The following is a 21962-nucleotide window of genomic DNA, read 5'->3' as shown; positions in this document are numbered from 1 at the left end:
GGTGGAACCGGCTTCGGCGAAGCCGTCGAAGGTCGGCGTGACGACCGTGGTCACGCCGTCGACCGGAATGGCGCCGCTGTCGCTGAGCGGCGACAGGTGCGCCAGCGGTACCACCGGCGCGAGCGTGTCGAAGTGAAGCGACGGGGTCGTCCCCGCGCCGCCGACGTTGCCCGCCGTGTCGGCATAGCTGCCGGCGCCGATCGTGATGCTGGCGGTGCCGCCGTCCGTGTTGGCGTCCGGCGTGAAGGTCGCCGTACGCACCAGGCCCGAACCGCTGATGGCGGACAGCGTGCCGCCGCTGACGATGACGTCGCCCTGCGTGCCGTTCCAGGTGAAGCTCGCACCCGGATCTTCGNGCACCAGGCCCGAACCGCTGATGGCGGACAGCGTGCCGCCGCTGACGATGACGTCGCCCTGCGTGCCGTTCCAGGTGAAGCTCGCACCCGGATCTTCGTTGAATGTGAACGTGACGGTGGCGGTCTCGCCGGCCTTGAGCGCGGCGGCGTCGCTGGTGATCGTCACCGTCGGCGCCGCCGTATCCAGCACATAGGCCTGCGAGGCCACCGGGCCGGCATTGTCGACGGCGTCGACCACGCGCGCCTGCAGCGTGCCGCTGCCGGCCAGCGTGGCCGCCAGCGACCAGGCCGTACCGTTGACCTGGGCCGCCGTCCAGCTGGTGCCGTTGTCCAGCGAGACCTCGACTTGCTCGCCGGTCTGCAGCGCGGCGCTCAAGGTGCCGCTGATCGTCTGTGCCGCGGTGTCCGTGATGAAGTCGGTGCCCGATGTCCCATGATCGGCCGAGAACGCGATGCCGCCCACGGTGGTCGTGGGCNCTCGACTTGCTCGCCGGTCTGCAGCGCGGCGCTCAAGGTGCCGCTGATCGTCTGTGCCGCGGTGTCCGTGATGAAGTCGGTGCCCGATGTCCCATGATCGGCCGAGAACGCGATGCCGCCCACGGTGGTCGTGGGGGCGGTCAGGTCGACGGTGAACATCAGGCCGCCCGAGGCGCCGCTGGCGTTGCCGGCGGCATCGGTCACGATCGTGGACACCGTGTGCTGGCCCGCGCCCAGCGTCGAACTTGCGATGCTCCAGGTGCCGCCGGTAGCGACGGCGCTGCCCAGCAGCGTGCTGCCTTCGTACAGGTCGACCGTGGCGCCCGCTTCGGCCGTACCCGTGAAGGTCGGCGTGGTCGCGGCCGTGATGCCGTCGCTGTTCGATACGCCCGTGTCGCTGGCGRCRTCSAGCACCGGCGYCGRCGATGCGGCCGGCGCGGTGGTGTCGATCGTGACGCYCTGCGCCGGCGAGGCGGYGCTGGTGTTACCGGCCAGATCCGTGGCCTTGGCCGTCACCGTATGCGTGCCCTCGCCCATCGTCGTGGCCGTGATGCTCCAGGCGCCGTTGCCGTCGGCAACGGTCGAGCCCAGCACCGTGGTGCCGTCGGTATCGAACAGGTCGACGGCGGTGCCCGCCACGGCCGTGCCCGTGAACGTCGGGGTCGTGTCGCTGGTCGTGGTGGCGCCCGGCGTCGGCGTCGACGGCGCGTCCGGTGCCGTCGTGTCGATCGTGACGTGCGTGCCGATCGATGCGGCGCTCKCGTTGCCGGCGGCATCGMTCGCCCTGGCGGTGATCGTGTGTACGCCCTCGCTCAGCGTCGACGACGTGATCGACCAGAAGCCGTTGGTGGCGACCGTGCTGCCCAGCACCGTGGTGCCGTCGGTATCGTACAACGTGATGGTGGAACCGGCTTCGGCGAAGCCGTCGAAGGTCGGCGTGACGACCGTGGTCACGCCGTCGACCGGAATGGCGCCGCTGTCGCTGAGCGGCGACAGGTGNGGTGGAACCGGCTTCGGCGAAGCCGTCGAAGGTCGGCGTGACGACCGTGGTCACGCCGTCGACCGGAATGGCGCCGCTGTCGCTGAGCGGCGACAGGTGGGCCAGCGGTACCGCCGGCGCCAGCGTGTCGAAGTGAAGCGACGGGGTCGTCCCCACGCCGCCCGTGTTGCCCGCCGCGTCGGCATAGCTGCCGGCGCCGATCGTGATGCTGGCGGTGCCGCCGTCCGTGCTGGCGTCCGGCGTAAAGGTCGCCGTGCGCACCAGTCCCGAACCGCTGATGGCGGACAGCGTGCCGCCGCTGACGATGACGTCGCCCTGCGTGCCGTCCCAGGTAAAGCTCGCGCCCGGGTCTTCGCTGAACGTGAACGTGACGGTGGCGGTCTCGCCGGCCTTGAGCGCGGCGGCGTCGCTGGTGATCGTCACCGTCGGCGCAGCCGTGTCCAGCACATAGGCCTGCGAGGCCACCGGCCCGGCATTGTCGACGGCGTCGACCACGCGCGCCTGCAGCGTGCCGCTGCCGGCCAGCGTGGCCGCCAGCGACCAGGCCGTACCGTTGACCTGGNCCGGCCCGGCATTGTCGACGGCGTCGACCACGCGCGCCTGCAGCGTGCCGCTGCCGGCCAGCGTGGCCGCCAGCGACCAGGCCGTACCGTTGACCTGGGCCGCCGTCCAGCTGGCGCCGTTGTCGAGCGAAACCTCGACTTGCTCGCCGGTCTGCAGCGCGGCGCTCAAGGTGCCGCTGATGGTCTGCGCGGCCGTGTTCGTGATGAAGTCGGTGTTCGATGCGCCATGATCGGCCGAGAACGCGATGCCGCCCACGGTGGTCGTGGGGGCGGTCAGGTCGACGGTGAACGTCAGGCCGCCCGAGGCGCCGCTGGCGTTGCCGGCGGCATCGGTCACGATCGTGGACACCGTGTGCTGGCCCGCGCCCAGTGCCGAGCTGGCGATGCTCCAGGTGCCGCCCGTGGCGACGGCGCTGCCCAGCAGCGTGCTGCCTTCGTACAGGTCGACGGTGGCGCCCGCTTCGGCCGTACCCGTGAAGGTCGGCGTGGTCGCGGCCGTGATGCCGTCACTGTGCGAGCTGCCCGTGTCGCTGGCGACGTCGAGCACCGGCGNCGTGTGCTGGCCCGCGCCCAGCGTCGAACTGGCGATGCTCCAGGTGCCGCCCGTGGCGACGGCGCTGCCCAGCAGCGTGCTGCCTTCGTACAGGTCGACGGTGGCGCCCGCTTCGGCCGTACCCGTGAAGGTCGGCGTGGTCGCGGCCGTGATGCCGTCACTGTGCGAGCTGCCCGTGTCGCTGGCGGCATCCAGCACCGGCGTCGACGATGCGGCCGGCGCGGCCGTGTCGAGCGTGTAGGCATGGCTGTCGGCCGTGCCGGCGTTGCCGACGCTGTCGACCACGCGTACTTTCAGCGTATTACTGCCAGTCAGCGTCGCGCTCAGCGACCAGGTGTTGGTACCGACGGTGGCGCTGGCCGTCGTCCAGTGCGCGCCGTTGTCCAGCGAGACTTCGACGTGCTCGTCCGACGCCAGGTTGGCGCCCAGCGTGCCGCTGATGCTCTGCGCCGCGGTCTGGGTGATCAGGTCGGTGCTCGACGCGCCGGTGTCGGCCGAGAAGGCGACGCTGGCATTCGTCGTGGTCGGAGGGGTCGTATCCAGCCCGTGGACGTTGGTGACGGCCACGTTGTCGATCAGTACGAACTTGAAATTGCTGGAGTTATTGTCCACGACGATCTTCAGCGTCGTGATCTCGGTCATCCCGCTGAACGTCACCGTGTTGAGCTGGGAGAAGGCGTTGTTGAAATCGTACGCAATGTCGACAGTCTTGCTGTCGACCGTGTTGCCGTGCGCGTCGAGGCCGGTGATCGTGACGTCGGCGTGCTGGACCCCGGAACCGTAGTTCGCCCCCGAACTGTCCAGGGACAGATCGAGCGACGTCACCGAAAACACCTTGCCGGCGTAGAACGACACCTCGGCCGGATGCGCGGCGATGGCGTAGGACCCAACCATGTACTGGACCATGTCGGGCGTCATCAAATTCGCGGCGACGTCGTTGTGCAGATGGATCTGGTACGCCCCATCCTGCGTCAGGCTGAAATACAGGTCTGCCCCTTGCGGTCCCCACGACCCGGAATAGCCGTAATTGAAATCGAATGTGGCGGTCGCCTGGGTGAGCGCCAGCACGTCGTCGTAGCTCAGGCTCTGTCCCGCCGCGCCGACGCTGGCCGTTTCCACCTTCCCGCTCGTCACTTCCAGTTGCCAGTCGCCGCCCCGCGCCGCACTGCCGGTCAGGTCGTTCGATGCCGCCACGTCGGCCCCGGTGGCAATCGCCAGCTTGTCAACGAGGGCCCGGCCCCGGCTGCCGGCGCCGGTGTCGCAGCCGTACAGCAGGATGTCGCCGTCCTTGGCCATGGTGCTGCCGATGGCGTTCAGGTCGGCCTGGTGGTCGCCCAGGCTGGCCGCGTCCAGCGTCAGCGCGCCCAGGCTGGCGGTACCGGCCGCGCCGTGCGAAATGATGTGCAGCGCATCGATGCCGGTCCGTCCGGCCAGCGCGTCGGCGATCTGGTGCACGCCGTCCCCCGTGGAATCGAGGATGACGACTTCACGGCCGGCGCCCAATTGCTGCGCCAGCGACTGGTAATCGGCAACGTTGTCTTCGATGAAGACGATCTCGGTACGCGGCCGCGCCAGTTGCACGTCCTGGAACGCCGCATCCAGCGACGGGGCGGCGGGCGCCGCGCCGGTCGAGATGATCAGATCGTCGCCGATGCCATCGAGGTAAGTGGAGCTCATTCAGGTTTTCCTTGTTGTGGAGACTGGGCGGTAACGACGTTGGCGGTGCTGCCGGTGGAGTCATTCCAGAAAGACATCTTGCTGTATTTATCGAACAGGTCGGCCGGGATCACGGCGCGGCGCGGCGTGAATTTCACCTGCGCCTTCACGCGATGCAGGCCGGGCACGCCCACCTGCAGGTCGAAGTCCTCGGCGTCGTACTCGACGTTGTCGAAGTCGTGATCGAAATGCGGCTCGCCGAGGAAGTCGTAGATCAACGGCAGGACCTTGGCGGGCGCCTTGGCCAGCAGGTCGTAGTCGACCAGCAGCAGCGAACCCGCATGCTCGCCATAGAAGGCGTCGCGCAGCGCGGCCCAGGGAAACCCGACCAGGTTGTCCGGATGGGCCAGGAAATCGAGGCGGCTGTACACGGTGCCGCGGCCGCCGCCGGCGCCGAACAGGCGCGTGTTTTCATACGGATTGGCGCGCACCATCTTCTCGATGCTGTCCATGATCCACGCGACATTGCGCACGCAGGCAATCACCTTCGCCTGTGGGAACAGGTCCAGCAGCAGGGGCAGCCTGGCGCACCAGGCACGGTTCGTATCGAACACGATCTCGCGGTCGACGTCCGCGTAATACGCATCGAAGATGCCGCGCAGCAGAGCCTTGCGCTTGTCACGGCCGACGACGGGGGCGAATTCCGAACCCGCACTGAACTGGCTGATGATCGACGAGCACAGGCCGACGACCGGGCTCGACATGCCCGCATGGAAGCGCGGATTTTGCAGCAGGATGCCCGACAGCAGCGTGGAGCCGGAACGCGGCAAGCCGGAAATGAAATGGAATTTCCTGTTCGCTGACACTGGAATGGTCACTCATGAAAAATGGGAAATAAATCCGGATGAAGCAAATCACCCGTGTATTCCCATCATCATGCAAAGGCTATTTCAGTGGAGCAATAGAGAAATGACATTAAAACGAAAAATACAGCAATGTGTTCCGAAACCGAGACAGTCGGCGTTCCCATTCAGCCGCGCTGGGTAAGCAGGCCGCGCCGCTCGAGCACGTCGACGAGGCGCGCGACTTCGTCCGCGACGGACGTGGTCGCGCTGTCGACGACCAGTTCCGGCCCATCCGGCGCCTCGTAGGGCGAGGAGATGCCGGTAAATTCCGGCAACAGGCCCGCGCGCGCCCGGCGGTACAGGCCCTTGGGGTCGCGCGCCTCGCACACGGCGAGCGGGCAACGGCAATGGACTTCGATGAAATACGGGGCCGGGATCAGGGCCCGGGCGCGGGCGCGGTCGGCGCGCAGCGGGGAGATGGCGGAAACGATCACGATCTGCCCGGCCTCGTAGAACAGCCGCGCGACTTCGCCGATCCGGCGGATGTTTTCGGATCGTTCGGGGAGGGAAAAACCGAGGTCGGCGCACAGGCCATGCCTGACCTTGTCGCCGTCCAGCACGAACACGCCGCAGCCACGCTCGAACAGGACCCGTTCGGCGGCCTGGGCCAGCGTCGTCTTGCCGGCGCCTGACAGTCCGGTAATCCAGACCACCGCGCCGGTGGGGCGCCGCCGTTCTTCGTCACCAAGCGGCAGCGGAACAGCGGGCGCCGTCATGGCTTATTCGACGATCGTCTGCGCCTGGCCTTCGCCACGCGCGCGGATCTCGCCGATGCGGTACACGGTCTCGCCGGCCGCCTTCAGCTGGGCTTCGGCCGCGTCGGCATTCTCTTTCGACACGATCACGGTCATGCCGATGCCGCAGTTGAACACCCGGTGCATCTCGGCGTCGGCCACGCCGCCGTGCTGCTGCAGCCACTGGAACAGCGGCGGCAGGGTCCACGACTTGCTGTCGAGCACGGCCGTCAGGTTATCCTGCAGCACGCGCGGGATGTTTTCGACGAGGCCGCCGCCCGTGATGTGCACGAGGCCCTTCACTTCCATCGCCTGCATCAGCGCCAGCAGCGGCTTCACGTAGATGCGGGTCGGCTGCATCAGCGCGTCGGACAGCTTCTTGCCATGGAAGTCGGCTTCCAGGTCCGGCTTCGACACTTCGATGATCTTGCGCACCAGCGAGTAGCCGTTCGAGTGGATGCCCGACGAAGCCAGGCCCAGCACGACGTCGCCCGGGGCGATCTTGGTGCCGTCGATGATCTGCGATTTTTCCACGGCGCCGACGGCGAAGCCCGCCAGGTCGTATTCGCCGTCCGGGTACATGCTCGGCATTTCGGCCGTTTCGCCGCCGATCAGGGCGCAGCCGGCCTGTTCGCAGCCGGTGGCGATGCCTTTGACGACGGCGGTCGCGGTCGGCACGTCCAGCTTGCCGCAAGCAAAGTAATCCAGGAAGAACAGCGGCTCGGCGCCCTGCACGAGGATGTCGTTGACGCTCATGGCGACGAGGTCGATGCCGACCGTGTCGTGACGGTTCAGTTCGAACGCCAGCTTCAGCTTGGTGCCGACGCCATCGGTGCCGGACACGAGGACCGGTTCCTTGTACTTCTTGCTGATTTCGAACAGCGCACCGAAACCGCCGATGCCGCCGAGCACGCCTTCGCGCATGGTGCGCTTGGCAAAAGGTTTGATCGCTTCGACCAGGGCGTCGCCGGCATCGATATCGACACCAGCGTCGCGGTAGGAGAGAGAAACATTAGATGGTTGGCTCATGGTATTTGGCAGCGGAGGCGGTAAAATAGTAGGCGGTTGACAACTGGGCATTTGACGGCACGTACCGGCGGCAGCCAGTCGGTCAATCCATTATTTTATCAAAACGGCCTGCCCCGGCACCGTTTTAACGGTCAAGAACAACAACTACATGCCTTTTTCCCTCAGCCAGGAGCAAAAACAGTCAGCGTTCTGGTTGGCACTCTGGCTCGCTTGCGGTCTGCTGCTGTACGCCCTCGGGCCCATCCTCACCCCATTCATCGCCGCCGCCATCCTCGCCTATGCCCTGAACGGCGCCGTCGACCGGCTCGAACGCACGCGTCTCGGCAAGCTTCATTTGCCCCGTTCGCTCGCCGTCGTCGTCGTGATCCTCGCGTTCCTGGCGTCCGTCACTGCCCTCGTGCTGATCGTCGTGCCGGTGCTGCGCACGGAATTGCCGCTGCTGCAAGCCCAGATCCCGGACGCGCTCGCCCGCGTCGACACCATCCTGTCGCCCCGCCTGGCGCAGCTGGGCATCCACATCAAGCTGGACGGCAGCAGCCTGCGCACCATCCTCACGCAGCAGATCATGACGTCGAGCGACGAGATCTGGACGACCGTGCTCGCGTCCGCGCGCGTGGGTGGCAGCGCCCTGCTCGGCTGGGTCGCCACGGCGATCCTGATCCCCGTCGTGCTGTTCTACCTGCTGCTGGACTGGCACCGCCTGCTGCTGCAACTGGAAAACGCCGTCCCGCGCCGCTGGGTGCGCCAGACGGTGGGCATGGCCCAGGAAGTGAACGCGCTGCTGGCCCAATACCTGCGCGGGCAACTGCTCGTGATGCTCGTGCTGGCGCTGTACTACTCGGCCGCGCTGGCGCTGGCCGGCTTCGAGGTGGCGCTGCCGGTCGGCATATTGACTGGGCTGCTCGTCTTCATCCCCTACCTGGGCTACGGCCTGGGGCTCGTGCTGGCGCTGACGGCCGCCATCCTGCAGTTTTCCGACTGGAGCGGCGTGATCGCCGTCGCGGTGATCTATGGCGCGGGCCAGGTCATCGAAGGCTTTTTCCTCACGCCGCGACTCGTGGGCGAGCGCATCGGGCTGAATCCGCTGGCCGTGATCTTCGCCCTGCTCGCCTTCGGCCAGCTGTTCGGTTTCGTGGGCGTGCTGCTGGCGCTGCCGGCATCGGCCGTGCTGATGGTGGCATTCCGTCACTTGAAACGCCACTATCTGCGCAGCAGCTTTTATAATGCCTAGTTCATACGCACACGACATGATGAGAACCGAGCCATGAAACAGCTGGTGCTCGATTTGGGCGCCGAGCCGGCGCAAAGCCTCGACACCTTCCAGATAGGGGAAAATGCCGAAATGGCGCACTTGATGCACCAGTTCGCCCAGCGCGCATCGCGCGAGCATTTCTGCTACCTGTGGGGAGAAACGGGCGCCGGCAAGACGCATTTGCTGCAGGGCCTCGCCGCCACCGATGGCGCGCGCTACATCGCGGCGACGAGCGGTGCGGACGACTTCGTATTTCTGCCTTCCGTGAGCCTGTACCTCGTCGACGACGTCGACCAGCTGTCGCCCGAGCGCCAGATCGACGCCTTCGCCCTGTTCAACCAGGTGCGCGAGCATGGCGCCTACATGGTCTGCACGGGTCCGGTGCCGCCGGCCGTGCTCCCGGTGCGCGAAGACCTGCGCACCCGCATGGGCTGGGGTCTCGTGTACCAGATCCACGGCCTGTCCGACGACCAGAAGATCGCCGCCCTCACGCAGGCCGCCGAGGCCCGCGGTTTGACGCTGTCCGCCAGCGTGTTACCCTATCTGCTGTCCCATTTCAAGCGCGACATGCGCTCCCTGTCGACCATGCTGGATGCCCTCGACCAGTATTCGCTCGAGACCCAGCGTCCGGTCACGGTACCGCTGCTGCGTGATCTCTTGCTTCAGGGCAATCCCAGCAGTCCACACTCCGAAACAAAAGAATGAACGACCTCGCGCTGTTTGACCTCGACCATACCCTCCTGCCGATCGATTCCGACTACGAATGGGGCCAGTTCCTCGTGCGTGAGAAAGTCGTCGACGCCGCCGAACACCAGCGCCGCAACGACGCCTTCTTCGCGCAGTACAACGCCGGCACGCTCGACCCGGTCGAATACCTCGAATTCGCCCTCGGCACCCTGGCCAGCTTCGATCCGGCCCATTTGAAGGACCTGCAGGCGCAGTACATGCGGGAAGTGATCAAGCCGGCGCTCCGCCCGAAGGCCCTCGACCTCGTGCGCAAGCACCAGGACGCGGGCGACCTCGTGGCGATCATCACGGCGACCAATGCGTTCGTCACCGCGCCGATCGCGCGCGAATTCGGCGTCGAACACCTGATCGCCGCGCGCCCCGAGCTGGACGAGCGCGGCCACCCGACCGGCAAGCTGGCCGGCACGCCCACGCAGGGCCACGGCAAGGTGACGCACATGCACGCGTGGCTGGACGGCCTGGGCCGCCCGTTCGACAGTTTCAAGCGCAGCTGGTTCTACAGCGACTCGCACAATGACATCCCGCTGCTGTCGGTCGTCTCGCACCCGGTGGCGACCAACCCGAGCGAGAAACTGAACCAACACGCCAACGCCCTCGGCTGGACTTCACTGCACCTCTTCAATGATTAAAAAATTCATCCGCAAAATCCTGGGCGTCAAAGACGAGCGCGACCCGACCGAACCCGTCATCCTCGGGCCGGAGCAGCACGGCATCGATCCGAAGCTCGTGTCGAACAACGCGGTGCGCGTCACCCAGACCTTGCAGGAAGCCGGCTTCAAGGCGTTCGTCGTCGGCGGCGCCGTGCGCGACCTGCTGCTGGGCGTGAAACCGAAGGACTTCGACATCGCCACCGACGCGACGCCCGAGGAAGTGAAAAAGCTGTTCCGCCGCGCCTTCATCATCGGCCGCCGCTTCCAGATCGTGCACGTGATGTTCGGCCAGGACCTGCTGGAGGTGACCACGTTCCGCGGCAAGGGCAGCGACAACGCGCCGAAGGACGAACATGGCCGCGTGCTGCGCGACAATAACTTCGGTCCGCAGCACGAGGACGCCGAGCGCCGCGACTTCACGATCAACGCCATGTACTACGACCCGGCCACGCAGTCGGTGCTCGACTACCACGGCGGCATCGAGGACATCCGCGCCAAGGTCCTGCGCATCATCGGCCAACCGGAAGCGCGCTACCGCGAAGATCCGGTCCGCATGCTGCGCGTCGTGCGCTTCGCGGCCAAGCTGCAGTTCACGATCGAACCGGCGACCCGCGCCCCGATCCCCGTGATGGCCCCGCTGATCAACAACGTGCCGGCCGCGCGCGTGTTCGACGAAATGCTGAAGCTCCTGATGAGCGGCCACGCGCTGGCCTGCCTGAAGGAGTTGCGTTCGTCCGGCCTGCACCACGGCCTGCTGCCGCTGCTGGACGTCGTGCTGGAGCAGCCGATCGGCATGAAGTTCGTGACGCTGGCCCTCGAATCCACGGATACGCGCGTAAAAGCCGGCAAGGGCGTGTCGCCGGGCTTCCTGTTCGCGTCGCTGCTGTGGCACCAGGTGCTGGAAAAGTGGAACGCCTACCGCGCCGCCGGCGAATCGCCGATCCCCGCGCTGCACCTCGCGGCGGACGACGTCCTCGACAACCAGACCGACAACCTCGCCCTGCAGCGCCGTATCGCGACCGACATGCGCGACATCTGGGCCATGCAGCCGCGCTTCGAGCGCCGCACCGGCAAGACGCCGTATAAATTGCTGGAGCACCCGCGCTTCCGCGCCGGCTTCGACTTCCTGCTGCTGCGCTGCGAATCGGGCGAGCTCGATGCGGAGATCGGCAACTGGTGGGCGACGTTCTACGCCGGCGACATCGCCGAGCGCGAACGCCTGGTCAATTCCGCGCGCGACGTCCAGCCGTCCAGCCAGAAGAAACGCCCGCGCCGCCGCGGCCCGCGCCGCGCCGAGGGCGAAGGCGGCGCACCGGTCGACGCCCCGCAGGCCGCGAGCGGCGAATGATCGCCTGGGTCGGCATCGGCGCCAACCTGGGCGACGCGCACGCGAACGTGCTCGATGCGATCGAGCGCCTGTCGCGCCTGCCGGGTGCCACATTGCGGCAGACGTCGCCGCTGTACCGCACGGCCCCCATCGATTCCTCGGGCGACGACTACGTCAACGCCGTCGCCGCGCTGGACACCGACCTCGATGCGCACGCCCTGCTGCAGGCGCTGTTCGCCATCGAACAGGCGCATGGCCGCGAGCGGCCCTACCGCAACGCGCCGCGCACGCTGGACCTCGACCTGCTCCTCTACGGCGACCAGGTCATCGATGATGCGCCCACCTTGATCGTCCCGCACCCCCGCATGCACGAGCGCGCGTTCGTGCTCGCGCCGCTGGCCGACGTCGCGCCCGATCTCGTCATTCCCGGCCGCGGTGCCGTGCGCGCGCTGCGCGCGCAGGTCGCGGACCAGGCGATCGAACGGCTCGGCTGAATCACAACTGCGTTTCCAGTCCCACGCGCAGGATGGCGCTGAACGGGTAGACGGACGTCTTGCGCAGGCTGCCGGACGCGTCGCCGTAGCGCGTCTCCTCGGTGGCAGGTTCGGCCAACAGGTTCACGGCGGTCACGCGCAGTTGCGTCTTCGGCGTCAGCTTCCACAACGCATACAGGTCCAGTTCGCGCTTGACGGTCGAATACGTGCCCGTCGTGCGCGAGATCCGCTGCGGTCCACCGCTGCGGAACGTGAAATTCGCGCCGCCGCTGACGGCCGCGCCGAACTGGTAGTCGACGCCGGCGTTGGCCGTGAGCGGCGTCTGGCCGGCCAGGCGGTTGTCCGGGCCGGGCACGTTGCTCACGCTGGACCAGTTGCGCGTCACGTTCATGTGCAGGTCGACATTGGCGGCGCGGGCGACCAGCGCGCGCAGCGGCAGCCTGGCGTCGAACTCGATGCCGCGCGTGCGTGCGCTGCCGTCGTTCACGGGCGTCGTCTCCCAGCGGCCCGCCACGAGGCGGGTGTCGTCGTGGATGGTGTCGCTGATCCGGCGCGCGTACACGGACAGGCTCGCCTGCTCGCCATGGCCGCCGAAGTGTTCCAGGGCCGCGTCGACGCCGAACGCCTGTTCCGGCTTCAGCGCCGGATTGCCGGCGGTGTCGGGGGTGACCTCCGTGTTGTTCAGCGAGCGGGTCACGCGCGGTATCAAACGCGCCAGGTCGACGCCACGGTAGGTGCGCGACAACGCGACGCGCAGCTGGTCCTGTTTGCCGTCCAGCTTCCACAGGCCATGCAGGATCGGGCTCAGCAGATTGGCCGTGTTGTGGATGGCGCTGAAATCGCTGCCTGCGCTGCGGGTGCGCAGCGTCTCCCAGCGCAGGCCCAGGTAGGTCGACAGCCGCGGCGTGATGGCATATTCATCCTGCGCATACAAGGCGAGGCGATGCAGCGTGGCGTCGTACTGCCGGTCGTCCCGCACCGGCGTGCCGGCCAGTCCTTGCAGTTCGCGGGACGCGCGCGCGGCATCGGTGGACTGGCGCGCCGCATCCCAGCCGGCGCTGAACTGATGCCCGCTCGCGTAGGACTTGCTGTACTTGCCGGTCAGCGTAGCCCCGCGCCCGTCCGTATCGTTGTGCACGTCGCGGTCCAGCGTCCGTTCCCCGGCCGTGTCGTAGCCGGCTTCGTGCTGGCGGTTGCGTACACGGCTGGCGTTCAGGCCCGCTTTCGCTTCCAGTTTCTCGTCCTGGCCGAGCTTGTGCATCCAATTGAGGTCGGACCGCAGCTGGCTGCGCCGATCGTCCGGCCAGGTGCGGTCGTTCGGGTAGTCGGGCAGGTCGCCCAGGGTGGCGTTCCAGTGGCCTTCGGTCCGGCTGTCCGAGCGCTGCACGCGGACGAAGGACTGCGAGCTGAGCGTGTCGCCGTTGTCCAGCGTCCAGTTCACGCGCGGCGTCAGCGACAGCGCGCGAAACCCGCCGTCGTTCTTGCGCGCCACCTTGCGCAGCAAGACCGGCCGGCCGGCGCTGTCCCAGCCTTGCTCGACCTGGTCGTAATCCTGTTCGAAGCTGCCCTTGCGCACGTCCGCCACGACGGAATAGGACATGGCCTTGCCCTTGTCCGCGATCTGCAGCGACGCGCTCGGCGAGAAGAACACGTTGGAATGCTCGGCCTGCAGCTTCAGGTCGCGCTGCCCCTGCCGCACCTTGCGCTTGAGGATGATGTCGATGGTACCGGCGATCGATTGCGCACTCATGTCGGCGGTCGCCACGCGCAGGATGTCGATTCTCTCTACCAGCGCCGGCGCCAGCGAATCGAGCGAGAAACCGTTCGGCGCCGGTTCACCGTTGAGCAGGATCTGCGTATAGCCGCTGCCCAGGCCGCGCATGCGGATCTCGCCGCCCCGTCCGGGACCACCGCCACTGACCGAGATGCCCGGCTGGCGCCTGAGCACGTCGGCCACGGTGCTGTCGCCGTATTTCTTGAGTTCCTCCTGGGTCACAACGATCCTGGTCGAGGTGTCGTCGCGCCGCGCATCGTATTGCCCGGCCGAGCCGCGCACCTCGACCCGGGCCTGCGGGACCGGCTCGGCGCCGGCGGCATCGAGGGACAACAGCGCTACCGCCAGGTGGGCAGCAGCGAATGACGTGGAACGGGTGTTGAGCATGTGCCGGACCGATGTGATGGATAACAGTTCGTTATTGAACAGATCCTATCACGGGAAGTCCATCTGCCAGCAATCATTTTGCTATTAGCTAGCAATTCAATTGCAGCTCAAAAGAACTATTTATGGCAAAAGCCTGGCGCCCACCGTTCAGAAGCGCAGCGCCAGGTAGACGCCGGAGACGGCCAGCGTCATCAACGTGACCGGCACGCCCACGCGCGCGTGGCGCCGCCAGTCGATGACGATGCCGCGCCGCGCCGCCGCATCCACGACGATGATGTTCGCGATGCTCCCGACGATCAGCAGGTTGCCCGCCAGGGTGCTGACCAGCGCCAGCATGACGCCGCCCAGCGGATGGTGCACGACGGGCATCAGGAGCATCACGGCGGGCACGTTCGAGACCAGGTTCGAGAGCACGAACGTGGCGGCGAACAAGGCGCCCGGCTGGTCGAGCCGCACGCCGAGCGACGCGAGCCAGGTGATCGCATGGTCCGTGAAGCCCGTGCTCTGGAACGCGGCGTTCACGACGAAGAGGCTCATGAACAGCACCAGCAATTCCCAGTCGACGAGGCCCAGCATGTTCTGCGAACGCAGCTGGCGGCTCATCAACAGGATGCCCGCGCCGATCAGCGCCATGTGCTCACGGGGCCACGGCGCGACGAGGAACGCCACCAGCAGCGCGCCCGCGATCAGCAGGCCCTTCGTCGTCTGCCACGCATCGAAAGGCACCGTTGCGGCTTGGGATTCGGCGGCGGCCGCGCGCTCTTTCCAGCGCCCTTTCGTCTGCCAGGCGATCAGCACCCAGCAGGCGGCGAGGCCCAGTGCGACCGGGAGGATCGCGTCGAGGAAGTAACCGTCGAACGACAGCCGCATCGTCTGGCCGATCAGCATGTTCTGCGGATTGCCGATCAGGGTCGCGGCCGAGCCGATGTTGGAGGCGCATGCGAGCGCCAGCAGATACGGGACCGGCGCGAGCTGGCGCTGGCGGCACGCATCGACGAGCAGCGGCGCCATGGCGAGGCAGACGATGTCGTTGCTGAAGACGGCCGACAGCGCGGCGGACACGCCTATCAGCACGCCCAGCAGGCTGGCGGGACTCAGCGCCAGCCCCGCCAGTTTTTGCGTGACCCAGTCGTAGAATCCCCCCAGCCGCATCTGCGCGGAGACGACCATGAAGGCGAACAGCAGCGCCATCGTCGGCAAATGGATCGACGCCACCGCCTGCTCCAGCGTCAGCGCATTGATGCTGATGAGCGCGATCGCCCCGAGCAGCGCGACGCCGGTCCGGTCGAGGCGCAGGAACGGCAGGCCGCCGAGGATCATGCCAAGATAGACGATGAGGAAGATGATGAGGATGGTCGTGGCCATTGGGATGTGGCGATTTCAGGTAAGATCGCGCATCTTAACAAACCATACCGGGCACGCCTGTGACCGCATGCCTGCCCGGGGCGCGTGACACTCCGGGGCGATCCCCCGGCTTATTTGATTTGCAAAGGAAACCTATGAGCGCTTACTTGGGCGGCACCTCGACGAACGAAGCACCGGCACGCAAGGCCGTGACCTTGCCCTCGCTGCTGGCGATGCGCGCGTCCGGCGACAAGATCGCCATGCTCACCTGCTACGACGCCAGCTTCGCGTCGCTGATGGACCGCTGCGGCGTGGACATCCTGCTGATCGGCGACTCGCTGGGCATGGTGTGCGCCGGCTACGACTCGACCTTGCCCGTGACGGTGGCCGACGTGGCCTACCACACGGCATCCGTCGTACGCGGCCGCAAGAACGCGTTCGTGCTGGCCGACCTGCCGTTCGGCAGCTACGGCACCCTACCTCAGGCCTACGACAGCTGCGCCGCGCTGATGCGCGCAGGCGCCCAGATGATCAAGATCGAAGGCGGAGAGTGGCTCGCCGAAACGGTCCGCTTCCTGACCGAGCGCGGCATCCCCGTCTGCGCCCACATCGGCCTGACGCCGCAATTCGTCCACCAGCTGGGCGGCTACCGCGTGCAGGGCAAGACGGACGAAGGCGCGGAACAGCTCAAGCGCGACGCGCTGGCGCTGCAGCAAGCCGGCGCGGCGATGGTGCTGCTGGAAGCCGTGCCCGCGGCGCTGGGCAAGGAAGTGACGGGCATCCTGCAGGTGCCGACGATCGGCATCGGCGCGGGTCCGGACTGCTCCGGCCAGGTGCTCGTCATGCACGACCTGCTGGGCGTCTTCCCGGGCCGCAAGGCGCGCTTCGTGAAGAACTTCATGGAAGGCCAGACGAGCATCGACGCGGCCGTGCAGGCCTATGTCGCCGCCGTGAAGGACGGCAGCTTCCCGGCGCCGGAACACTGCTTCTGATTTCCGGCCATGGGCGCGCAGCCGGACACCACCCGCCTCTTCCTGGCCCTGTGGCCGATCGAGCCCGTGCGTGACCAGTTGCGCGCGTGGCGCGATGCATGGACGTGGCCGCGCGGCGCCACGCCGGTAGACGCCAGCAAGTTGCACGTGACCCTGCACTTCCTCGGCAACCAGCCCACCGCGCGGTTGCCCGAATTCCTGGATGGCTTCCAGGTGCCCTTCGAACCGTTCGACCTGCAGTTCGGCCGCCCCGCACTGCAGCGCAGCGGCATCGCGTGGATCGAGCCGCACAGCGAACCGCAAGGGTTGCTGGACCTGCATGCGCGCCTGTCGGATGCCTTATTGGCGCTGGGCCTCGTGCCGGAAGCCCGCGCCTACCGGCCGCACGTGACGATGGCGCGCCGGGCGAACGGGGCGGTCATGCCCGCCGCCGGTCCCGCGATCGACTGGGCGGTGACGCATTACGCCCTCGTCGCATCGCACGCCGGCACCTACACGGTGCTGCGCGAATACCGTTAATTATTACGCTTCACGATCCGCGCATTCGCCGCGATCACGATCCCCGACAACGACAGGATGCCCAGCGCCACGGCGATATTCGTGTGCGCCGCGATCGCCCCGAGCAGCGGCGGCGCCATCAACAGGCCCGCGTAACCGAGCGTGGCGACGGTCGCGAGGCCGCCGCCGGCCGACATCCCCGGCATGCGCGCGGCCGCCGCGAAGATCAGCGGCACGACGTTCGCCGCGGCCAGCCCGATCAGCGCGAGGCCCAGCGCCGACAGCCAGAATTGCGTGCTGACGACGGCCAGCATCAACCCCGCGAACATGCCCAGGCCACCGACGATCATCACGCGCAGCGGACCGAAACGCAGCACGAGACGGTCGCCCGCGAAACGGCACGCGGCCATCGTCACCGAGAACGCCGAGTAGCCGAGGGCCGCCGTCGCCGCGTCGACCTGCGTGCGCTCCTTCAGCAGCAGCGCGCTCCAGTCGACAAGGGCGCCCTCGATGGCGAAGCACAGCAGGGCCAGCAGGCCGAGGAACAGCGCGGGCCCGCGCGGCAAGGCGAAATGGCTCGCATGCGGCACCGGCGGGACGACCAGCAAACGCCCGCCGCACGACACCACGGCGGCGAAGATGCCACAGCTCACCATCATGGCACCGCGGCCGTCGCCCAGTCCCGCGCCGATCAACACGCCGCCGAGCGCCGCGCCGATCAGGCCACCGAGGCTGTAGAAGCCGTGGAACGACGACATCGTCGGGATGCCGCGCGCCGCTTCGACTTCGCTCGCGTTGGCGTTCATCGCCACGTCCAGCACGCCGTTGCTGGCGCCGAACACGTAGGCCGCGAGGAACAGCGGCAAGAGACCGCTCACGTTCATCAGCACGGCGCTCATCAGCGCGAACAGCAGGCCGCTGCCGACGACGACGGCGCGCGTGCCCCAGCGCCCCGCCATCCAGCCGGACAGCGGCATCGCGGAGATCGCGCCGCCCGCGATGGTGAGCAACAGGAAGCCGAGCACGCCGGTGTCGATGCCGGCGCGTGCCTGCACGAGCGGCACGTGCGCGGCCCACACGCCGATGCCGGCGCCGTTCAGCAGGAAGATAGTGGAAACCGACCAGCGCGCGGCGTTCACGCTGGCGGCCGGCGCCCGTTGGAGGGATAGTGTGTCGTCGATGCGGCTCATGCGCGGCTCCTTGCTGCGAGTACGATTTCAGGTGCGCGCTCGCCCTTGCGCAGGCGCGCGACCACGGTGGGCGCGGCATCCGCTTCCAGCACGAGGCGGTCGATGTCCGCCAGCGGCGCGATCGGGAACGGCGCGGGCGCTTCCAGCCGCTCGTTCAGCGCGGCGACGACGCGCCGGCTGCCCGCAGCCAGGATGGCCTGCTTGAGGATGGCTTCCTCGGGGTCGCTCGCGCCCAGGCCCCGTTCGGCCTCGACGCTGCACACGCCCACGACCGCGACGTCCACGCGCAGGCGCTGGATCTCGGCCAGCGTCTGCGCGCCCATCACGGCGCCGACGTGGGCCGAATACACGCCGCCCAGCAGCACGACGCGCGTAATGCGCAGGTGGCCGAGGCCAAGAGCGATCTGCGGACTGTTGGTGATGATGGTCGCGGCGCGGCCGTCTTCCAGCTGGCGCGCGAACGCGAGATTGGTCGTGCCGGCATCGACGAGGACCGTGTCGCCCGGCCGCACGCTGTCGGCCAGCGCGCGCGCGAGCATCTCCTTGCGCGCTTCGTCGGCATCGACGCGCTGGCCGAAGCTGGGTACCGGCTGCGTGCGCCGCATCGCGCCGCCGTGCACGCGGCGCAAGAGGCCCGCCGCGTCCAGGTCGCGCAGGTCTCTGCGGATCGTGTCTTCCGAAGTGTTGAACCGCTGCGCCAGTTCGGCCGCCAGCACCTTGCCCTGCTGCTCGACCGTGTCGACGATGTGCTGCCGTCGTTCTTCCGCTAATTGCATAGGTTTCTCCTTTGCGCAGCACTGTACACGTTTACGCATAAACCAGCAAGAATCAATGCAAACATGCACATTCATGCATACGAGCGGTCTGATGGTTGGTTGACGGCCTAATCATTGCTACACTCCCTGCATTCATTATCAGAACAATATGCATAAGTCCGCTGCCATCCTGATCGTCGACGACTATCTCCTGATTCGCACCGCCGTGCGCCAGGTGCTGACGGAACTCGGCTTTTCCAACGTGTTCCAGGCCGAGAACGGCAAGACCGCGCAAGACCTCATGCGCAAGCAGACGATCGACATCGTCATCGGCGACTGGGGCATGCCGGTGATGAGCGGCCTGGACCTGCTGCACTGGATGCGCCACGACGCGCGCTATGCGAAGACGCCCTTCATGATGCTGACGGCCGAGGCCAATCCCGCCTCCGTGCGCAGCGCCCTGCAGGCCGGCGTCAACGCGTACATGATCAAGCCGTTCACCGTGCACAGCTTCGCCAGCAAGTTCATGGCGATGATCGGCACGGTGCAAGAGTCCGAGCCTGCGCCGGAACCCGTGCCCCGGCCCGATTCCGCGCCGCCGCCGGTGCTGAAGCCGACGCCCGTCCAGGCCGACGTCATCGGCCTGCAGGCCCCGCTGGCCGAGCGCCTGAAGCGCTGCACGGTGCTGATCGTGGACGACGTCCCGACCAACATCGAGGTGCTGGCCGGCGCGCTGAAGGACGAGTACGCGATCAAGGTGGCGATCAGCGGCCGCAAGGCGCTGGAGATCGCCGGGGCCTTCCCCATCGATATCATCCTGCTCGACATCATGATGCCCGTGATGGACGGCTTCGAGACGTGCCGCCACCTGAAAGCCGATCCGAGGACGGCGCACATCCCGATCATCTTCCTGTCCGCGAAAGACGCCGTCGACGATATCGTGGGCGGCCTGCGCCTGGGCGCCGTCGACTACGTGTCGAAGCCCGCGGACCCGACGATCCTGAAGGCCCGCATCGCAACACATCTGGCGCTGGCCACGGCGATGGGCGACCTGAAGCGCCAGAACGAACTGCTGATCGAGAACGCGCACCTGCGCGAAGACGTGGAGCGGATGACGCGCCACGACCTCAAGAGCCCCATCGCCGTCACCCTGCACGCGAGCCAGGCGCTGCTCGCGGGCGACCTGCCGGATGCGCAGCGCGAGCGCGCGCACATGATCGAGATGGCCGCCAACCACGCGCTCGACATGATCAACCGCACGCTCGACATCCATAAAATGGAAAAGGGCGAGTACCAGCCGGCGCTGCAGCCGTTCGACATGAAAGCGCTGCTGTCGCGCGTCGCCCAGCAGACCGAGCTCGCGTTCACGGACCGCCGCATCGCCATCCGCTTCGCCGCGCCGGGCGACACCGTCTGCCTGGGCGAATCGCTGCTGTGCTATTCGATGTTCTCGAACGCCTTCAAGAACGCGGCCGAGGCGGCGCCGCCGGGCGGCACGATCAAGGTCGACGTGGCGCCGGGCCCCGGCAGCCTGCACGTCGTGATCGACAACGAGGGCGAGGTTCCGCTCACCATGCGCGGCCGCTTCTTCGACAAGTACGCCACGGCCGGCAAGCAGGGCGGCATGGGTCTCGGCACCTATTCGATCCGCCTGATGGCCGAAGTGCAAGGCGGCGACGCCACCATGGAGACGGGCGATGGGCACACGCGCCTGACCATCACCCTGCCGTGCGTGTGATCACACCAGCAACATCAGGTGTTCTCTCTCCCATGAGCTGATCACGCGCGAAAACGTCGCGAACTCCAGCTCCTTCACTTCGCAGAACGCCTGCACGAACAACGGCCCCAGCATGTCGGCCAGCGCCGGGCACCCGCGCAGCTGCAGGATCGCATCCTCGAGATTGCGCGGCAGGTCGCCGTGGATGTGCTCCGCACTTTCCGGCGTCGGCGCCGGCGGTTCCAGCCCTTCGACCATGCCGAGGAAGCCGCAGGCCAGCGTGGCCGCCATCGCGAGATACGGGTTCACGTCCACGCCCGGCACGCGGTTTTCCACGCGGCGGCTGGCCGGGCTCGAGTTCGGGATGCGGATGCCGCACGTGCGGTTGTCGTAGCCCCAGTGCACGTTCATCGGCGCCGACTGGAAGCGCGACAGGCGCCGGTAGGAATTCACGTGCGGCGCGAAGAGGAGCGTCGCCGCCGGCACGTAGCGTTCGAGCCCGCCGATGAAGTGGCGGAACAGCGTGCTTTCCGTCCCGTCGTCGTTGGAAAAGATGTTGCGGCCGTCCGCGTCGACGATGCTCTGGTGCACGTGCATGGCGCTGCCCGGCTCCGTCTCCATCGGCTTGGCCATGAAGGTGGCAAAGATGCCGTGGCGCAGCGCCGTCTCGCGCACGGCCCGCTTGAACAGGAACACGCGGTCGGCCAGCTCCAGCGCGTCCCCGTGCGTAAAATTGATTTCCATCTGGCCCGCGCCGGCCTCGTGGATCAGCGTCTCGACGCCGAGCTCGTGCTGCTTGCAGAACGCCGACAGTTCCAGGAAGAACGGATCGAAATCGTTGACGGCATCGATCGAATACGATTGCCGGCCCTGCTCCGTGAAGCCGCTGCGGCCCGTCGGCGGGCTCAACGGCTCGTGCGGATTCGTCGTGCGCGCGACGAGATAAAACTCCATTTCGGGCGCCACGACGGGCCGCCAGCCCCGTTCGGCGTACAGGCCCAGCACGCGGCGCAGAACGGAGCGCGGGGCGAGGTCGACCTGGGTGCCGTCGAAGTTCGTGCAATCGTGGATCACGAGCGCGACGCGCTCCGTGGCCCACGGCACGACGCGGATCGTGGCGGGGTCGGGCACGCAGACCATGTCGGGATCGATGGAGCCGACGTACGGCGTATTGTTCGGCTGTTCGCCGTGGACTGTGTTCAGCAGCACGCTCTTCGGCAGCCGCATGTGCTCGCCCGCCAGGAACAGGTCTTTCGGAAGGATCTTGCCGCGGGCAATGCCCGTCATGTCGGCGATGACGCACTCGACTTCGTGGATATTGTGTTCGCGCAGAAAATTGCGCATCGGATTATGCGCTTCGGAATCCATCACACTCTCGCTTGACTCGATGCGGGTCAATATAGCATCGGCGATTATTAGGCCGCGCGCGGGTCGGACGGCCCCGTTTCTGCAATTCGTTGCCGTGTTACCGCACTTCGCGTCATCGCCATTCCGCCGGGCGCCGTCCTGCGTCATACTTTATGAATGGAACAGCTGACGACCACGACACAGCCGAAAACCAC

At 67.2% G+C, this 21962-nt stretch carries 21 protein-coding genes and 1 pseudogene; 8 read left to right on the top strand and 14 right to left on the bottom strand.

Annotation, left to right across the window (positions count from 1 at the left end; all coding sequences use genetic code 11):
• From ASD28_RS33275 to purM, 9 genes and pseudogenes are all read right to left on the bottom strand, one after another.
• Window positions 1-355: pseudogene (locus ASD28_RS33275) on the bottom strand (Ig-like domain-containing protein); the annotation flags it as partial.
• A 1-nt stretch (window position 356) separates the two neighbouring features.
• Window positions 357-546 (bottom strand): Ig-like domain-containing protein (locus tag ASD28_RS33270; protein ID WP_373994851.1); only part of this gene is annotated, 190 nt, incomplete at its 3' end.
• A 287-nt stretch (window positions 547-833) separates the two neighbouring features.
• The coding region (locus ASD28_RS33265) for an Ig-like domain-containing protein (RefSeq protein ID WP_373994850.1) at window positions 834-1829 on the bottom strand (996 nt) is incomplete at its 3' end.
• A 4-nt stretch (window positions 1830-1833) separates the two neighbouring features.
• Window positions 1834-2280: Ig-like domain-containing protein (locus tag ASD28_RS33260; protein ID WP_373994849.1), on the bottom strand; the 447-nt coding region annotated here is incomplete at its 3' end.
• A 116-nt stretch (window positions 2281-2396) separates the two neighbouring features.
• Window positions 2397-2943: Ig-like domain-containing protein (locus ASD28_RS33255; RefSeq protein ID WP_373994848.1), on the bottom strand; the 547-nt coding region annotated here is incomplete at its 3' end.
• A 6-nt stretch (window positions 2944-2949) separates the two neighbouring features.
• Window positions 2950-4626: DUF4347 domain-containing protein (locus ASD28_RS32630; protein ID WP_229412378.1), on the bottom strand; the 1677-nt coding region annotated here is incomplete at its 3' end.
• Window positions 4623-5471, bottom strand: a complete 849-nt coding sequence (locus tag ASD28_RS03720; protein ID WP_056124164.1) for a sulfotransferase — start codon at window positions 5469-5471, stop codon at window positions 4623-4625. The genes ASD28_RS32630 and ASD28_RS03720, both read right to left, overlap by 4 nt.
• 164 nt (window positions 5472-5635) lie before the next feature.
• Window positions 5636-6226 (bottom strand): adenylyl-sulfate kinase, encoded by a 591-nt coding sequence (gene cysC / locus ASD28_RS03715; RefSeq protein ID WP_056124160.1) that lies wholly within the window; start codon window positions 6224-6226, stop codon window positions 5636-5638.
• A gap of 3 nt (window positions 6227-6229) precedes the next feature.
• On the bottom strand, window positions 6230-7273 hold the full coding sequence (gene purM, locus ASD28_RS03710; protein ID WP_056124157.1) for a phosphoribosylformylglycinamidine cyclo-ligase: 1044 nt from the start codon (window positions 7271-7273) through the stop codon (window positions 6230-6232).
• A 148-nt stretch (window positions 7274-7421) separates the two neighbouring features.
• Here purM and ASD28_RS03705 point away from each other — a divergent pair, with 148 nt between their 5' ends.
• From ASD28_RS03705 to folK, 5 genes are read left to right on the top strand one after another with little or no spacing between them, the layout of a single operon-like run.
• Complete coding sequence (locus tag ASD28_RS03705) at window positions 7422-8504, top strand: AI-2E family transporter (RefSeq protein WP_056124154.1); 1083 nt, start codon at window positions 7422-7424, stop codon at window positions 8502-8504.
• A 33-nt stretch (window positions 8505-8537) separates the two neighbouring features.
• Window positions 8538-9230: a DnaA regulatory inactivator Hda gene (gene hda, locus ASD28_RS03700; protein ID WP_056124150.1), complete on the top strand. Its 693-nt coding sequence runs from the start codon at window positions 8538-8540 to the stop codon at window positions 9228-9230.
• The gene (locus ASD28_RS03695) at window positions 9227-9901 is read left to right on the top strand and encodes an HAD family phosphatase (protein ID WP_056124147.1); all 675 of its coding nucleotides are present in this window, start codon (window positions 9227-9229) and stop codon (window positions 9899-9901) included. The genes hda and ASD28_RS03695 overlap by 4 nt, the downstream gene beginning before the upstream one ends.
• The gene (gene pcnB / locus ASD28_RS03690; protein WP_056124143.1) at window positions 9894-11270 is read left to right on the top strand and encodes a polynucleotide adenylyltransferase PcnB; all 1377 of its coding nucleotides are present in this window, start codon (window positions 9894-9896) and stop codon (window positions 11268-11270) included. Before ASD28_RS03695 ends, pcnB begins: the two co-directional genes overlap by 8 nt.
• On the top strand, window positions 11267-11743 hold the full coding sequence (gene folK, locus ASD28_RS03685) for a 2-amino-4-hydroxy-6-hydroxymethyldihydropteridine diphosphokinase (RefSeq protein WP_056124141.1): 477 nt from the start codon (window positions 11267-11269) through the stop codon (window positions 11741-11743). Before pcnB ends, folK begins: the two co-directional genes overlap by 4 nt.
• A 1-nt stretch (window position 11744) precedes the next feature.
• Here the strand turns inward: folK and ASD28_RS03680 are convergent, their stop codons facing one another.
• On the bottom strand, window positions 11745-13904 hold the full coding sequence (locus tag ASD28_RS03680; protein ID WP_056124139.1) for a TonB-dependent siderophore receptor: 2160 nt from the start codon (window positions 13902-13904) through the stop codon (window positions 11745-11747).
• A 147-nt stretch (window positions 13905-14051) separates the two neighbouring features.
• Entirely contained in the window at window positions 14052-15269 is a 1218-nt protein-coding gene (locus tag ASD28_RS03675) for an anion transporter (protein ID WP_056124135.1), read from the bottom strand.
• 134 nt (window positions 15270-15403) lie between these two features.
• On the opposite strand from ASD28_RS03675, the gene panB reads away from it, so the two are divergent.
• Both panB and thpR read left to right on the top strand, forming a co-directional pair.
• Window positions 15404-16240 (top strand): 3-methyl-2-oxobutanoate hydroxymethyltransferase, encoded by an 837-nt coding sequence (panB, locus tag ASD28_RS03670; protein WP_056124132.1) that lies wholly within the window; start codon window positions 15404-15406, stop codon window positions 16238-16240.
• A 9-nt stretch (window positions 16241-16249) separates the two neighbouring features.
• A complete protein-coding gene (gene thpR, locus ASD28_RS03665; RefSeq protein ID WP_056124129.1) occupies window positions 16250-16759 on the top strand; it encodes an RNA 2',3'-cyclic phosphodiesterase in 510 nt (169 codons plus the stop codon).
• On the opposite strand, the gene ASD28_RS03660 is transcribed toward thpR, so the two are convergent.
• A complete protein-coding gene (locus tag ASD28_RS03660) occupies window positions 16756-17928 on the bottom strand; it encodes an MFS transporter (RefSeq protein WP_056124126.1) in 1173 nt (390 codons plus the stop codon). The genes thpR and ASD28_RS03660 overlap by 4 nt on opposite strands.
• Window positions 17925-18704, bottom strand: a complete 780-nt coding sequence (locus ASD28_RS03655; RefSeq protein WP_056124123.1) for a DeoR/GlpR family DNA-binding transcription regulator — start codon at window positions 18702-18704, stop codon at window positions 17925-17927. The genes ASD28_RS03660 and ASD28_RS03655 overlap by 4 nt, the downstream gene beginning before the upstream one ends.
• A 148-nt stretch (window positions 18705-18852) precedes the next feature.
• Between ASD28_RS03655 and ASD28_RS03650 the strand changes: the two genes are divergently transcribed.
• Window positions 18853-20421, top strand: coding sequence for a response regulator (locus tag ASD28_RS03650; protein WP_056124120.1), 1569 nt, complete (start codon window positions 18853-18855; stop codon window positions 20419-20421).
• Here ASD28_RS03650 and ASD28_RS03645 read toward each other — a convergent pair whose 3' ends face one another.
• Window positions 20422-21768 carry a glutamine synthetase family protein gene (locus ASD28_RS03645; protein ID WP_229412206.1) on the bottom strand — a complete coding sequence of 449 codons (1347 nt, stop codon included), beginning with the start codon at window positions 21766-21768 and terminating at the stop codon, window positions 20422-20424.
• Between the last annotated feature and the right edge of the window lie 194 nt (window positions 21769-21962).

Source organism: Massilia sp. Root133, from assembly GCF_001426525.1.
In the GTDB taxonomy this organism is placed as follows: Bacteria; Pseudomonadota; Gammaproteobacteria; order Burkholderiales; family Burkholderiaceae_D; genus Telluria; species Telluria orientalis.
The sequence above is the reverse complement of the archived record's forward strand: the minus strand, read 5'-3'. Positions and strand labels throughout refer to the sequence as shown.

Bases quoted from the DNA above. Each gene is read 5' to 3' on its own strand.
- cysC (WP_056124160.1), bottom strand. From the start codon at position 6,226: ATGACGGCGCCCGCTGTTCCGCTGCCGCTTGGTGACGAAGAACGGCGG.
- purM (WP_056124157.1), bottom strand. From the start codon at position 7,273: ATGAGCCAACCATCTAATGTTTCTCTCTCCTACCGCGACGCTGGTGTC.
- ASD28_RS03705 (WP_056124154.1), top strand. From the start codon at position 7,422: ATGCCTTTTTCCCTCAGCCAGGAGCAAAAACAGTCAGCGTTCTGGTTG.
- hda (WP_056124150.1), top strand. From the start codon at position 8,538: ATGAAACAGCTGGTGCTCGATTTGGGCGCCGAGCCGGCGCAAAGCCTC.
- ASD28_RS03695 (WP_056124147.1), top strand. From the start codon at position 9,227: ATGAACGACCTCGCGCTGTTTGACCTCGACCATACCCTCCTGCCGATC.
- pcnB (WP_056124143.1), top strand. From the start codon at position 9,894: ATGATTAAAAAATTCATCCGCAAAATCCTGGGCGTCAAAGACGAGCGC.
- folK (WP_056124141.1), top strand. From the start codon at position 11,267: ATGATCGCCTGGGTCGGCATCGGCGCCAACCTGGGCGACGCGCACGCG.
- ASD28_RS03680 (WP_056124139.1), bottom strand. From the start codon at position 13,904: ATGCTCAACACCCGTTCCACGTCATTCGCTGCTGCCCACCTGGCGGTA.
- ASD28_RS03675 (WP_056124135.1), bottom strand. From the start codon at position 15,269: ATGGCCACGACCATCCTCATCATCTTCCTCATCGTCTATCTTGGCATG.
- panB (WP_056124132.1), top strand. From the start codon at position 15,404: ATGAGCGCTTACTTGGGCGGCACCTCGACGAACGAAGCACCGGCACGC.
- thpR (WP_056124129.1), top strand. From the start codon at position 16,250: ATGGGCGCGCAGCCGGACACCACCCGCCTCTTCCTGGCCCTGTGGCCG.
- ASD28_RS03660 (WP_056124126.1), bottom strand. From the start codon at position 17,928: ATGAGCCGCATCGACGACACACTATCCCTCCAACGGGCGCCGGCCGCC.
- ASD28_RS03655 (WP_056124123.1), bottom strand. From the start codon at position 18,704: ATGCAATTAGCGGAAGAACGACGGCAGCACATCGTCGACACGGTCGAG.
- ASD28_RS03650 (WP_056124120.1), top strand. From the start codon at position 18,853: ATGCATAAGTCCGCTGCCATCCTGATCGTCGACGACTATCTCCTGATT.
- ASD28_RS03645 (WP_229412206.1), bottom strand. From the start codon at position 21,768: ATGGATTCCGAAGCGCATAATCCGATGCGCAATTTTCTGCGCGAACAC.